We start from the raw sequence: 12,423 nt of genomic DNA, 5'->3' as shown, positions 1-12,423 counted from the left end.
CTCCTCACCGCCCCTGCGAGCCCTGTCGGTCAGCTTCGGAGCCACTTTCAGGCCTGGCCCCTCGGGACGCTCCTGCCAGGAAGCGCCCCTGGCCCGGCGCCGCGCCTACTTCAGCAGATTCCGGCTGATGATCACGCGCTGGATCTCGTTGGTGCCCTCATAGATCGTGTTGAGCTTGGAGTCGCGCAGCAGCTTCTCGACCGGGTATTCGCCCACGTAGCCGTAGCCGCCGTGGATCTGGATGGCCTCGTTGGCCGAGTCGAAGGCCATCTCCGAGCAGTAGGCCTTGGCGATGGCGCTCTCGAAGCCGTGCGGCTGGCCCTGATCGACCAGCCAGGCGGCCTTCTGGTACATCAGCCGGCCGGTCTCGATGCCCATGGCCATCTCAGCCAGCTTGAACTGGATGGCCTGGAAGGTGCCGATGGGCTTGCCGAAGGCCTCGCGCTCCTTGGCGTACTTCACCGATTCGTCCAGCGCGCGCCGGGCGATCCCGACCGAGCCCGCCGCCACCGGAATGCGGGTCTTGTCGAGCGTCTTCATGGCGATCTTGAAGCCGTCGCCCAGGCCGCCGAGCTGGTTCTCGCGGGGCACGCGCACGTTCTCGAACACCAGTTCGCTGGTCAGGCTGGCCCGCTGGCCCATCTTGTGCTTGATCTTGTTGTAGGAAAAGCCCGGCGCGTCCTTGGGCACCACCAGCGCCACGGTGGCCTTGTGGCCGCCCTGCTTGTCGGTGGTGGCGAACACCACGGTCAGCTCGGCCACGCCGCCGTTGCTGATCCACATCTTGGTGCCGTTGATGACCCACTCGTCGCCGTCGAGCACGGCGGTGGTGTTCATGGCGGCGGCGTCGGAGCCGTTGTTGGGCTCGCTCAGGGCGAAGGCCGCCAGGCTGGGCTTCTCGGTCAGCGGGGTCAGAAAGCGCTTCTGCTGCTCCTCGGTCGCGCCGACCAGCAGCGGCGTGATGCCCAGCTCGGAGGCCATCAGGATGGTGTAGATGCCCATGCAGCCGTAGCCCAGCTCCTCACCGATCAGGCACTCGTCGAGCATGCCCAGGCCCAGGCCGCCGGCGTGCTCGGGGATCGAGGCGTTCAGCAGGCCGACCTCGAAGGCCTTCTCCACGACCTGCCAGGGCAGCTCCTCTTTCTGGTCGTACTCGGAGGCGACCGGAATGATCTCCTTGCGGGCGAAATCGCGGGCCAGCTGCTGCAGCTGACGTTGTTCGTCGGACAGACTGAACTCCATGGATGCTCCTTGTGGGGGCGGCCCCCAGGCCACCGGGAAATCACGGCCACAACGCGGCCGCCGTGGGGATTTGAACCCAGTATAACGTACTGGCCTGCAGACGCACCGGCACGGCAGCCGCCCCCTGATCATGGGCCGATCATGGCCCCCACGCTACAACTCAGGAGGGAGGGAAAGAGGCAGGCTGCAGACGCACTCCCGGGTGAAGGAGGAGCCATGCAGAGCCGGGTGAAGTTCGACATTCGCATGAACATCACCGACGAGGAAACGTTCAGCACAGATGAGCACGCCAGCGTGATCCGGGGGGGGACGCTGGCGCTCGACGTGCACGCCCCGGAGCAGCGGATCCTGATCGTCGGCAAGTGCGGCGGCCGGCGGCGCGTGGAGCTGCGGGTGTCGTTCTGCCGGCAGGCCGCCGGCGCGGTGCAGGTCACCGGGCAGGCCCGACTGCTTCAGGACGGGGCGGAAGTCTCGTCTGGGCACTCCGCGCCAGAGCCCGACCTTTCAGAGCCGAGCCACCCGGCCCCCGACTCCGCAGCGTTCTCCGCCCTCGTCGGAGCCGGGGAGTCGCGGGCCCTGTGCTTACCGCTCACCGCCGGGGAGGGGGACATGGCGTTCGCGCAGATCATGTTCGGCCTGAGTGTCCTGGCCGTGAATCCGCAGCAGCCCGCGGCGGCCCTGGAGGTGGCGGCGGCCGCCCTCGGCCCGGGCCGCACGGGCGCCGCGCTGTCCGGCTGCGAGGCGGTGCGGGGCGGCTTCCGGCAACGCTTCGAGCACTGCGACCTGTACGCCCTGCCCGGGGGCGGCGTGCATGACCTGAGCGGTGAACTCCGGCGCAAGTACGACGCCTGGGGCGGCCCGGACAGCGCCCTGGGCCTGCCGGTCACCGGTACCCAGGTCTGCCCGGACGGCGTGGGGCGCCTGTGCAGCTTCGCGGGCGACGCCAGCCTGGCCTGGCACCCCCGCACCGGCCCGATGGTCGTCTCCGGCCGCGTCCGGGCCCACTGGGAGGGCACCGGGGCCGAGCGCGGCCCGCTGGGCTATCCCACCAGCGACACCCTGACGCTCGGCCAGCGGTCTCAGCAGAGCTACGCCACCTTCCAGAACGGCGTCGTCTACACCGAGGAGGAACAGGTCAGCGAGCCGGCCCGCGCGGCGCTGAGCGGCGCCCAGGTGTGTGCGCTGGTGGAGGAGGCGCTGCGGAACCGGCTGGGGAGCGCCGGCCTGCTGCACCTGGACACCCTGGCGCTGGTCGGCGTGAGTGACACGGCCCACGACTTCACCCGCAGTGGCAACCGCGTGCTCACGTACCGGGCCACGGGAACGGTGCGCGCCGACCAGACGGAGCCCCGACCCACCGCCTTCGATCTGACCCTCCCGCTGCAGTTCGTCCCCAGCCCCCACCCGGACGGCCACCGGGCCGTGCGCCTGATGGCCCGGCAGGCCGGCGTGATCGGGCTGACCACCCCGCTGGACTCCGGGTCAGCCCCCCTGACGGAGCGGCTGCAGGCGGTCAGCGGCGTGCTGACGACCCTGCTGCCCGCGCCGGAGCTGCTGGGGGTGGTGCCGTCCGGTGCCGGGCTGCTGAGCTTCAGGGTGACCAGCGACGGCGGCATCCGCCTCGCCTTCCGGCCTGATGGAGCGGGCACGCTGGCCGCGCAGCACGCGCAGACCCTCTTCGATACGCTGCTGCGACGGAGTGTCGTGCCAACGGCGGACTGAATCGCGGCGCCGCTGCCCTGCGCTCCATCTGTGTGCTACGTGTCCAGGGCCGGGGCCGCCTCGATGCCTGTGGCCCAGATCTGGGTGCCGCGCCGCTCCAGGCGCACCCGGGGCAGCGGCCCGTTGGCCTTGCCGAACACGGCCTCGCCGGCCTGCAGCGGGTCGAACACGCTGTAGTGGCAGCGGCAGCCCAGCTGCGGGTGCTGCGCGTCCGCCGGCGGGCGGTAGTTGAAGGCGAAGGCCAGCACCTCGGGGTCGCGCACTAGATTCACCGAGCAGCCCAGGTGCGTGCAGACCCGTGAATAAGCGACCAGATGCAGGCCGTCCGGGCCCGACAGGCCGCCCTCGACCGGCTGGGGCACCCGCAGCAGCGTGCAGGGCCGTCCCGCGTAGGAGAACGTCTGCTCGGCCCACAGCGAACGCAACTGGCCCAGGTCGCCCACCGCCTGGGGCGTGCCCGGCTGGAAGGCCGGCGGCCCAGCCTGGCTCTTGCCGAAGGTCACGCGGGCCCCGTACCAGCCCAGATAGGCGAAGGTGCCCAGTGTGCCCGCCACCGGCAGCACCCACCAGCGCTCCAGCAGGGCCCGGCGGGTGATCCTCCTGGCCCCGCTGACGGGACGGCGGCCCGGTTCGCTCACCGGCCGGCCCTCTGCCAGCCCTCCAGCAGATCGAGCAGGGCCTTCAGCTCGGCCTCCTTCAGCTGCGGGTAGGCGGGCATGGTGCCCTTCCCGTTCCGGATGACGCTCGCCAGCGCCGTGCGGGAGAGGGTCGAGACCCGCAGGCTCGGCCCCAGGCCCCCGCCGCCGGCCGGCCCGTGACAGCTCGCGCAGTTGGCGGCGTAGACCCGCTGGCCGGGGTCGCTCTTCTGCAGGCGGGCGCGCAGCGCCGTGATCAGGTCGTCGGCGTCGCGGCCTGTGGGCTCCAGGGTGCGGTAGCGTTCCAGGGCGCTCAGGGCCTCGGCGTCCTGACCGAAGCGCGCCAGCGTGAAGCCCAGCAGCAGCTGAGACTCGGCCTCCTGGGGGGCCAGCTGCGCCGCCGTGCGGATCAGCAGCGCGGCCTGGGTGGCGTCCTCGTCGCTGACCGTCTGCCCGGAGCGCTCGCCGCGCGTCAGCAGCAGGATGCCCAGGCGCCGCAGGGCCACCGGCTGCCGGGGGTCGAGCTTCAGCGCCTCGCCGTAGGCGCTCACCGCCTGGTCGTACTGCTCGGAATCGAAGGCGGCCCTGCCCCAGGCCAGGTAGTCCGCGTTGGCCTGCGTGCGCTCGGCCCGCGCCCGCAGCGCCGGCAGGCTCAGCACCGCCTGCACGTCGGCCGCCTCGGCGCTGCTCAGCGAGGCCAGCTGCCAGCGCGGCACGAAGGTCACGGCGCCCACCCCGGTGAGCAGCGCGGCCAGCGCCACGCCCACCACAGCCAGCCGGCGCCCTCCAGCCCGGCCCGGGGCGGGGGGCAGGCCGTCCAGCGCCCGCAGGGTCAGGGCGGCCCGGCGCTCCAGATCCGGCCGGCGGGACTCGTCCTCCAGGGCGGCCAGTTCGGCGTACAGCCGGTCGCGCTCCCCGTGCAGCCGCTCACGCTCGGGAGCGTCCGGGTCGGCGGACACCCGCCGCCGCAGCGGCTCGAGCACCAGCCAGAGGGCCACCGCCACGATCAGGCCCAGCAGCAGCAGGCTCAGAATCACGGCTGACCGCCCGGACGGGTCTCACGCCGCACCTGGGCCAGATACGAGTCGAAGTCCTCCGCCGCGTCCGGCGCCTGCTCCGGGGTACCGGCCGCTGTCCGGCGGCGGCGCAGGAACGACCACCACAGCGCCCCGCCGCCGACCAGCGCCAGCAGCGGCCCGCCCCACAGCAGCAGGTTGCGCCCGCTCTTCGGCGGGTCGAGCAGCACGAAGTTGCCGTAGCGCTGGGCGAAGAAGTCGTAGATCTGGGCCTCGGAGCGGCCGGCGGCCAGCTGCTCACGCACGCTGGAGCGCATCTTGACGCTGATGTCGCTGCGCGAGTCGGCGATCGACTCCCCGGTGTCGCACAGCGGACAGCGCAGGTTCTTCTGGATCGCCACGGCGCGGGATTCCAGGGCCGGATTGAGCGTCGGTGGCGCGGCCAGGGCGAGGGTCAGCAGCAGGCACAGGGCCCAGGGCAGCGAGCGGAGGGCCGGGCCGGATCGGCCCAGGAGCGTGCGGACGAACACCTGAAGCATCAGATGCCCGGAACGCCGATCTTGGTCAGGCCCGCGTTGAGGCGCTCGCGGGTCAGGCCGCCCCGATCCATGTGCTGCACGACCCCCTCACGGTCGATGAAGACCGTTTCGGGGATGCCCGAGACGCCGTAGTCCACGCCCGTATTGATGCCCGGGTCGCGCAGGTTGGGGTAGGCCAGCTCGTATTCCTGGATGAAGTCGCGGGCGCTCTTCTCGTTCGTCTCCTGGAACAGGATGCCCAGGATGGCCACCCCGGAGGCGCCGCCCTGCCGGGCGCTCAGTTCGCGGAACATCGGCGCTTCCTCGCGGCAGGGGCCGCACCACGAGGCCCAGAAGTTCAGCACCACCGGGCGGCCCCGCAGCTCGCTCAGGCTGACCTCCGGGCCGTCCAGGCTACGCAGCGAGAAGGGGGGCGCCGCCTTGCCGATCAGCGGGCCGCCCGTGGTGGCGTTGTGGGCGGGGCGCAGCAGCGTGTAGCCCAGCACGCCCACCAGCGCGGCGGCCAGCAGCGGCGGCACGAGGCGGCGCCAGGCCGGGGCCGCAGGGGCCGGCGCCGGGGTCGGAACGGGAGAGGGGGTGGAACGGTCAGTCATGGTCAACCTTCGGGAGCATCGGCCCGGCGCTGGACGGGGCCGGAGTGGGCCACGTCGCGGGCCGTGTGGAGGAGCTGGAGGGGGGAGGTCATTGGGGGTGCGCCTCAGTCGGTGGCGGGGGCCAGATCGGCGCGGACGGCGCGCAGGGCCGGGCGGGCGGGCGAGACCAGGGTCAGGCCGGCCCCCAGGCAGATGATCAGGGTGCCCCACCAGATCCAAGACACCAGCGGGCTCTCGATCAGCTTCACGCTGGCCCACTGGCCGCCCTCGCCCACAGCCGTCATGACGAGGTAGGTGTCGCCCAGTGCGCCGTAGCGCACCGCCGGGGCGGCGAACGGGGTTCCCGGTGCCTGCCGGTAGTTGTTCAGCCGGGCTTCATAGCGCCGCCCGTCGATCAGCACCGTGGCCACGGTGGACTGCCCGTCGGGCCGTTCGTCCAGCCGCAGGTTCTGGAGCTGTACCTGCTCGTGGAGCAGGGCCGTGGGGGCGGCGCCCAGGTTCAGGGTGGCCTGCGCCTCGGCGCGGTAGGCGCTGCTGAAGGCCACGCCCAGCGCCAGCACGACCAGCCCCAGGTGGGCGGTATAGGCGCCGTAGCGGCGCGGGTTGGCCCCCAGCGTGCGGCTCAGGCTGCCGCTCTGGCGGGCCGCGCGGGCGGTCAGCAGGATCAGGCCCAGCACGTTGTAGGCGGCGAGCGCCACGGTGGCCAGCACGCCCCAGCCCCGGACGCCCAGCAGGGCGGCCAGCGCGGCAGCGCCCACCCCCACCAGCACCAGCGGCCGCAGCGCCCGCAGCAGGCTCTGACCATCGGCGCGGCGCCAGGGCAGCAGCGGCCCCACACCCATGAGGAGCAGCAGGCCCAGCCCCAGCGGGATGGCGAAGGCGTTGTAGAAGGCCGGGCCCACGGAGGCGTCGCGGCGGCCCTGCACGGCCTCCACGAAGGTGGGGAAGAGCGTGCCCAGCAGCACCATGAAGGCGAACACCAGGAAGATCCAGTTGCCGGCCAGGAAGGCGCCCTCGCGGCTGACCGGCCCCGGCACTTCGGCCTCGTCGCGCAGCTTCGGGGCGCGCCAGGCCGCGAGCGCGATCCCCGAGACCAGCAGCAGCGCCAGGAAGCCCAGGAACACCGGCCCCACCGGCCCGCCCGCGAAGGCGTGCACGCTCTGCACGATGCCCGAGCGGTTCAGGAAGGTGCCCAGCACGGTGCTGGAGTACGCCAGCACGATCAGCCAGACGTTCCACGAGCGCATCAGGCCGCGCTTCTCCTGAATCTGTACCGAATGCAGGAAGGCGGTGGTCAGCAGCCAGGGAATGAAGGAGGCGTTCTCCACCGGATCCCAGGCCCAGTAGCCGCCCCAGCCCAGCGTCTCGTAGCTCCACCAGCCGCCGGCCACGATGGCGGCGGTCAGGAACGTCCAGGCGACCAGCGTCCAGCGGCGGGTCACGGCGACCCAGTGGTCGCTCAGGCGGCCGGTGACCAGCGCGGCGACCGCGTAGGCGAAGGGCACGCTCAGGCCCACGAAGCCCAGGTACAGCAGCACCGGATGCACCGCCATCATCCAGTGGTTCTGCAGCGCCGGGTTGGGGCCACGCCCGTCGGCCAGCACCGAGGCCACCGGGGTGAAGGGGGAGGCCACCGTGGCGCACACGCCCACGAAGAACAGCAGGCTCACGAACATGGTACCCAGCGCCCAGGGCCGCAGTGCGTCGCGGCGCAGGGTCAGGCTGAGGATGAAGGTGTAGCCGGCCAGCAGCCACGCCCACAGCAGCACGCTGCCCTCCAGCGCCCCCCACAGGCTGGTGATCTTGACCCAGAGCGGGGAGGCCCGCATGGAATGCTCGGCCACGTAGCGCACCGAGAAATCGTCGCGCAGCAGGGCGATCATCAGGATCATGGAGGCCAGCGTGACCAGCGCGAACACGGCCCAGGTGGCCCGGCGCGCGGCCTCGGTGACCCGCGCGTCGGCCCGCCAGCCGCCCACTCCCGCCAGCCCCAGCCCGGCCAGCGCGAAGGCCAGCGCCGCGAGCAGACTGAGCTGCCCCAGCGCGCCCAGGGGGCTGGAGGTGAACGAGATCAGATTCAACATAGTTGGGTTACTCCGAGCGGTTGAGCAGGTCTTTGAGTTCGGCCTGAGATTTGGGGACGTTGTACTCCTCGCTGTGCTTGACGATCAGCTCGGACGCCTTGAAGGTGCCCTCGTGGAACTGGCCGCGCACCACGACCCCCTGGTTTTCCTTGAACAGGTCGCTGACCGCGCCGCTGTACTGCACCGGGAAACTCGCCCCGCCGTCGGTGACCGTGAAGTTCAGGTCGAGCGACTGCGGATCGTACTTCACGGCCCGAACCAGCCCGCCGATGCGGATCGGACGATCCTGCAGCTCGGCCCTCTGCTGCTGGTACTCGGTGGGCGTGACGAAATACTCCAGGCTGCGGTTCAGGTTGCCCAGGGCGATGAAAGCGGTGAGACCCACCAACGCCACGACCCCCAGCACCACCGGCAGCGGGCTGCGGCGCCGCCGACGGGCCTGCGGCAGCGCGGAGGGCGGCGGGACAGACGGAGAGGGGGTCGTCAACGGGGTGCCCCCGACTGTCCGTCCTTGAGGGCGCGCAGCCGCCACCACATCCAGCCCAGGTAGCCCACCAGCACCACAAAGGTCACCACATAGACCACGATCACGTAGGTCGCGTACTTATCCACGGGCGACTCCCACACCGCTGCTCACGGCGCCCAGCTCCGAATTCAGTTCCAGTTCCTCGCGCGCTTCCTCACGGGCCGCCAGGATGGCGCGCACCCGCAGCAGGTAGAGGTACAGCAGCGTGAAGGCCAGCGTGGCGACCAGCAGCACCCAGCCGTAGATGGGCGCCGCGTCGAAGCGCACCTTGCCCAGCAGCTTCAGCGTCTGGGTCTGGTGCACCCCGCGCCACCACTCGACCGCCATGTAGTTCACCGGCACGTACAGCGTGCCTACCAGCCCCACCACCGCCGAGACGCGGGCGCGGCGCTCGGGGTCGTCGATCAGCGTGCGGATCAGCAGGTAGGCGCCGTAGACGACCAGGCTCAGGGCGGTGGTGGTCAGGCGGGCGTCCCAGACCCAGTACGTGCCCCAGGTGGGCTTGGCCCACAGCATCCCGCCCACGATGGTCGCCACGGTGAACAGCACGCCGATCTCGGCGCTGCTCAGGGCCAGCCGATCCCAGCGGCGCTCGCGGCGGATCAGGTACAGCAGGCCGAACAGCCCGGTACCGCCGTAGGCGAGGTAGCTCAGCCAGGCCGAGGGTACGTGCACGAACATCAGGCGCACCAGCGAGCCCTGGTTCACGTCCAGCGGCGCACTCAGGCCCAGGATGACAGCCGCGACCAGCGCGATCAGGGTTGCGCCGCCCAACAGTGGGGTGATCAGGTCTCGTTTCATGGCCCTCCTCTTCTGAACTTCCCGCACCCCTGGGTGTGCCGGAAGGATGACGCTCTCTCCGTGCCTGATCAGCGTCCTCTGGACGCTGTCCAGGCATGGCCCCAGGATGATCTCCCGGGCCTTTTTCGGCAAGTGCGAGTGTCCCCTCCGCGCGGGTGTGTTCCGGGGCGCGCTGCAGGCTGGTTTAGGCTGCTTGCGTACCCCGTAGCCCCGTCACGATCCTGTCGTCCTCTCATGGCCCAGTGTTCTGAGCTCAGTGTCCCGAGCGCTGCGTTCCGAGCGCTGAATTCCGAGGTCTGCGCCGCCCCTGGAGACCCCTCATGACGATCCTTTCCAACTGGCTCCGCTCCGCCCTGTTCCCTTCCTCCTGGCCCCTCCTGCTCCTGGCGGCCTGCGCCCCGGCCCAGCAGCCGGCCCCGCTGCCGGATCCCGCCGCGTTCCGGCCCGCGCCCGGCGACACGCGGGCGGTGCCGGAAGTGGGCGAGATGGGCCGGTGGATGATCACCAGAAATCTGCAGAACGCCACCTGGCTGGGCGAGAAGGTGCAGGGCCGCACCCTGCGCGAACCGGTCAACGTCGTGCTGATCGACCGTGTGGCCCAGACCCCGGCGGAGGCGGGCGCCCGCCTGCAGGCCGCCATGCTGGGCGCCGGCTACCCGCCACGCAACATGCACAGCGACGGCTACTGGGGCCTGCTGAACGGCGAACTGCGGCCCCAGCTGCCTGCCAGCGGCCGCGGCGAGGCCTTCAGCGACGGCCCCTGGTACGGCTCGAACAACCACGGCCGGGCTTTCGGGCCGTGGAAGACGGCCGGCGGCTACGTGTTCACGGCCGCCTTCAGCCGTGAGGATTTCCGGCTGCTGCCCCGCCCCGGCCACACCTACAACTCCTTCCAGGCGGCCCGCGAGGATCTGGCGAACAGGCTCACCACGCGCACCTTCTATCGGAAGGTCGGCTATATCGAGCTGGGCTCCCGTCTGGACACCCCCGGCGAAACCACTGCCGACCACGATGGCCGCGCCGTGCTGATGGTGGCGACCCAGTAGGGACAGGCATGTGAAGTCGCCGGGCGGGGAGGGAATCCGTGAGGGTGGCCGCGCCCTACGACGTCGCACGCGCAGCGCGACGTCTGGAAGGAGAGCAGACGGGCGCGGGTTCCCTCAGCCCTCGACCGTGAAGCCGAACAGCAGGGTCGCCAGGATGACCGTGCCCAGATCGAAGGCGACCAGGAAGCTCAGCCAGGTGGAAACCTCCGGAGTCCAGCCCACGGACAGCAGCAGGGACGTGGCCTTCACGCTGGCGATCACCACCGGCACCAGGATCGGGAAGGCCAGCGCGGGCAGCAGCGCCTCGCGGGCCCGCAGGCTGACGGTGATGGAGCCGTAGAAGGTGGTGGCGGCGGCGAAGCCCAGCACGCCCAGCCCAGTGGTCAGGCCCAGCGCCGGCCAGGGCACCGCCCGCCCGGTCTCGGCCGCGCCGAACAGCAGCAGCCCGGCGGGCACGGTGAAGGCCGCGACCAGCAGCAGCGGCCCCAGCACGCCCAGCAGCTTGCCCAGGTACAGGGCGCCGTGTGGGCCGGGGTAGAGCGTGAGTTGTTCCAGCGCGCCCGCCTCCTGTTCCTGGGCGAAGGCCCGCTGCGCCCCGACGGCCGCCGCCAGGGCCAGGGCTGTCCAGACCGCGCCCGCCGCCACGCCCGCTGTCTGCAGGGCCGTGCGCCCCCCGGCTCCGCCCAGCGCGAGTCCCAGCACCAGCAGCACGAGTCCGGCGAAGAACGCGGTGGCCAGCAGGGTGTCCCGCGTGCGGCCCGCCACCCGCAGATCCTTGGCGGCGATGATCAGGGCCGTTCTCACGCGGACATTCCCTCACTCCGCTCTGGAATGGGGCACCCGGAGAGGGTCATGCCTCCACCAGCACGCCGCCGGACAGCCGCAGGGCACGCGGCGCGATCGCCCGGGCCAGTTCCGGCTCGTGGGCGGCGATCACCAGGGTCACGCCCCGCTCCCGCAGCTCACCCAGCAGCTCGCGCGCCAGGGCGCGGCCGGAGTCGTCCAGGTTGGCGAAGGGTTCGTCGACCAGGGTCACGGGCCGGGCCAGCAGCCACGCGCGGGCCAGGGCCAGCCGCTTGCGCATCCCCGCCGACAGGAAACGCACCCGCCGCGCCCCCACGCCCGCCAGATTGACCCGCCCCAGCGCTCCGGCCACATCGCCCGCCTGGCCGTGCATCTGCAGGGCGAAGTGCAGGTTCTCGGCGCAGCTCAGATCCGGGTACAGCCCGGCGTCGACCGGCATCAGGTGGACGGCGTCGCGTACCGAGCGCGCGTCGCGCAGGTCGAAGCCCAGCACCCGGCCCTCGCCGCGCGTGGGCTTCAGCCCCGAGGCCAGCACCCGCAGCAGCGTGGTCTTGCCGGCCCCGTTCTCCCCGAGCAGGGTCACGCCCTGTCCGGCGGGCACGTCCAGATTCACCCCACGCAGGATGACCTCGCGGCCCAGCCGCAGCCAGAGGTCGCGCAGCTGCAGGGCGTCGGGTGGGGGCGCGCCTCCGGGCACAGGTCGCTCAGGCACCTACAGCCTCAGCCATGCGGGCATCACCTCGTAGAAGAACGAGGCCAGACGGGTGAACTGCCCGGTCAGCATCAGCACGCCGACCACCACCAGCACCGCGCCGCCCACCTTCTCGAAGACCCCGGCGTAGCGGTTGAGCCGGCGCAGGTTGAGCCGGTGCCACAGCAGCGCGGCCAGCAGGAAGGGCACCGCCAGCCCCAGGGTGTAGGCCGCCAGCAGGCCCACGCCGCTGCTCAGGCTGGCCGAACTCGCCGCCAGTCCCAGGATGCTGCCCAGGGCCGGGCCCAGGCACGGGCTCCAGCCGAAGGCGAAAGCCGCGCCCAGGGCCACCGGCCCGTAGCCGCCCGCGTGGGCCAGGGCCCGCGTGTCCCTCATCAGGAAGGGCAGGTGGATCACGCCCAGCATCACCAGCCCGAAGAAGATGATCAGCACGGCCGACAGCTGCCCCAGCAGGATCTTGTGCGGCGAGAGCAGCGCGCCCAGCGTACTGGCGGTGGCCCCCAGCGCGATGAACACCAGCCCGAAGCCCAGCACGAAGCCCAGCGCCCGCAGCAGCGGCGCCCGCGCCCCTCCGATCACGCCCAGGTAGGAGGGCACCAGCGGCAGCACGCAGGGGCTCAGAAACGAGATCAGGCCCGCCAGGAACGCCACGGTCAGCGTGGGCGAGGAGGGGGCGGTCATGAAGCGAGTCTAGCGGCTGCGG

Annotated in this window: 14 protein-coding genes; 2 read left to right on the top strand and 12 right to left on the bottom strand. The window is 71.7% G+C overall.

Going from position 1 to position 12,423, the window contains the following annotated elements; all coding sequences use genetic code 11:
• Positions 1–105: 105 nt before the first annotated feature.
• A complete protein-coding gene (locus CVO96_RS01330; RefSeq protein ID WP_103309473.1) occupies positions 106–1,242 on the bottom strand; it encodes an acyl-CoA dehydrogenase family protein in 1,137 nt (378 codons plus the stop codon).
• Positions 1,243–1,458: 216 nt separating this feature from the next.
• Here CVO96_RS01330 and CVO96_RS01325 point away from each other — a divergent pair, with 216 nt between their 5' ends.
• The gene (locus CVO96_RS01325) at positions 1,459–2,964 is read left to right on the top strand and encodes an LGFP repeat-containing protein (protein WP_165795166.1); all 1,506 of its coding nucleotides are present in this window, start codon (positions 1,459–1,461) and stop codon (positions 2,962–2,964) included.
• 35 nt (positions 2,965–2,999) lie between these two features.
• Here CVO96_RS01325 and CVO96_RS01320 read toward each other — a convergent pair whose 3' ends face one another.
• The 8 genes from CVO96_RS01320 to ccsA form a co-directional block, all read right to left on the bottom strand.
• A complete protein-coding gene (locus CVO96_RS01320) occupies positions 3,000–3,602 on the bottom strand; it encodes a Rieske (2Fe-2S) protein (protein WP_103309469.1) in 603 nt (200 codons plus the stop codon).
• Positions 3,599–4,636, bottom strand: a complete 1,038-nt coding sequence (locus CVO96_RS01315; RefSeq protein ID WP_103309467.1) for a c-type cytochrome — start codon at positions 4,634–4,636, stop codon at positions 3,599–3,601. Before CVO96_RS01315 ends, CVO96_RS01320 begins: the two co-directional genes overlap by 4 nt.
• Positions 4,633–5,145: a cytochrome c-type biogenesis protein gene (locus CVO96_RS01310; protein WP_243398112.1), complete on the bottom strand. Its 513-nt coding sequence runs from the start codon at positions 5,143–5,145 to the stop codon at positions 4,633–4,635. Before CVO96_RS01310 ends, CVO96_RS01315 begins: the two co-directional genes overlap by 4 nt.
• An 8-nt stretch (positions 5,146–5,153) precedes the next feature.
• Positions 5,154–5,747 (bottom strand): TlpA family protein disulfide reductase, encoded by a 594-nt coding sequence (locus CVO96_RS01305; RefSeq protein ID WP_103309463.1) that lies wholly within the window; start codon positions 5,745–5,747, stop codon positions 5,154–5,156.
• Between the two features lie 104 nt (positions 5,748–5,851).
• Complete coding sequence (locus CVO96_RS01300) at positions 5,852–7,831, bottom strand: heme lyase CcmF/NrfE family subunit (RefSeq protein ID WP_103309461.1); 1,980 nt, start codon at positions 7,829–7,831, stop codon at positions 5,852–5,854.
• 7 nt (positions 7,832–7,838) lie between these two features.
• The gene (gene ccmE / locus CVO96_RS01295; protein ID WP_103309459.1) at positions 7,839–8,318 is read right to left on the bottom strand and encodes a cytochrome c maturation protein CcmE; all 480 of its coding nucleotides are present in this window, start codon (positions 8,316–8,318) and stop codon (positions 7,839–7,841) included.
• Complete coding sequence (ccmD, locus tag CVO96_RS01290; RefSeq protein WP_103313230.1) at positions 8,315–8,443, bottom strand: heme exporter protein CcmD; 129 nt, start codon at positions 8,441–8,443, stop codon at positions 8,315–8,317. Before ccmD ends, ccmE begins: the two co-directional genes overlap by 4 nt.
• Positions 8,436–9,158 carry a cytochrome c biogenesis protein CcsA gene (gene ccsA / locus CVO96_RS01285; RefSeq protein WP_103309457.1) on the bottom strand — a complete coding sequence of 241 codons (723 nt, stop codon included), beginning with the start codon at positions 9,156–9,158 and terminating at the stop codon, positions 8,436–8,438. The genes ccmD and ccsA overlap by 8 nt, the downstream gene beginning before the upstream one ends.
• Before the next feature lie 320 nt (positions 9,159–9,478).
• Between ccsA and CVO96_RS01280 the strand changes: the two genes are divergently transcribed.
• On the top strand, positions 9,479–10,204 hold the full coding sequence (locus CVO96_RS01280) for a hypothetical protein (protein ID WP_103309455.1): 726 nt from the start codon (positions 9,479–9,481) through the stop codon (positions 10,202–10,204).
• A gap of 114 nt (positions 10,205–10,318) precedes the next feature.
• Here CVO96_RS01280 and CVO96_RS01275 read toward each other — a convergent pair whose 3' ends face one another.
• From CVO96_RS01275 to CVO96_RS01265, 3 genes are read right to left on the bottom strand one after another with little or no spacing between them, the layout of a single operon-like run.
• Positions 10,319–11,008 carry a heme exporter protein CcmB gene (locus CVO96_RS01275; protein ID WP_103309453.1) on the bottom strand — a complete coding sequence of 230 codons (690 nt, stop codon included), beginning with the start codon at positions 11,006–11,008 and terminating at the stop codon, positions 10,319–10,321.
• Between the two features lie 46 nt (positions 11,009–11,054).
• On the bottom strand, positions 11,055–11,720 hold the full coding sequence (gene ccmA / locus CVO96_RS01270; RefSeq protein WP_243398111.1) for a heme ABC exporter ATP-binding protein CcmA: 666 nt from the start codon (positions 11,718–11,720) through the stop codon (positions 11,055–11,057).
• Positions 11,721–12,401 (bottom strand): cytochrome c biogenesis CcdA family protein, encoded by a 681-nt coding sequence (locus CVO96_RS01265; protein ID WP_103309447.1) that lies wholly within the window; start codon positions 12,399–12,401, stop codon positions 11,721–11,723.
• Positions 12,402–12,423 lie beyond the last annotated feature (22 nt).

The organism is Deinococcus koreensis (assembly GCF_002901445.1).
Taxonomy (GTDB): Bacteria; Deinococcota; Deinococci; order Deinococcales; family Deinococcaceae; genus Deinococcus; species Deinococcus koreensis.
Note: the sequence above shows the minus strand (reverse complement) of the source record. Positions and strands in the feature narration are given on the sequence as shown.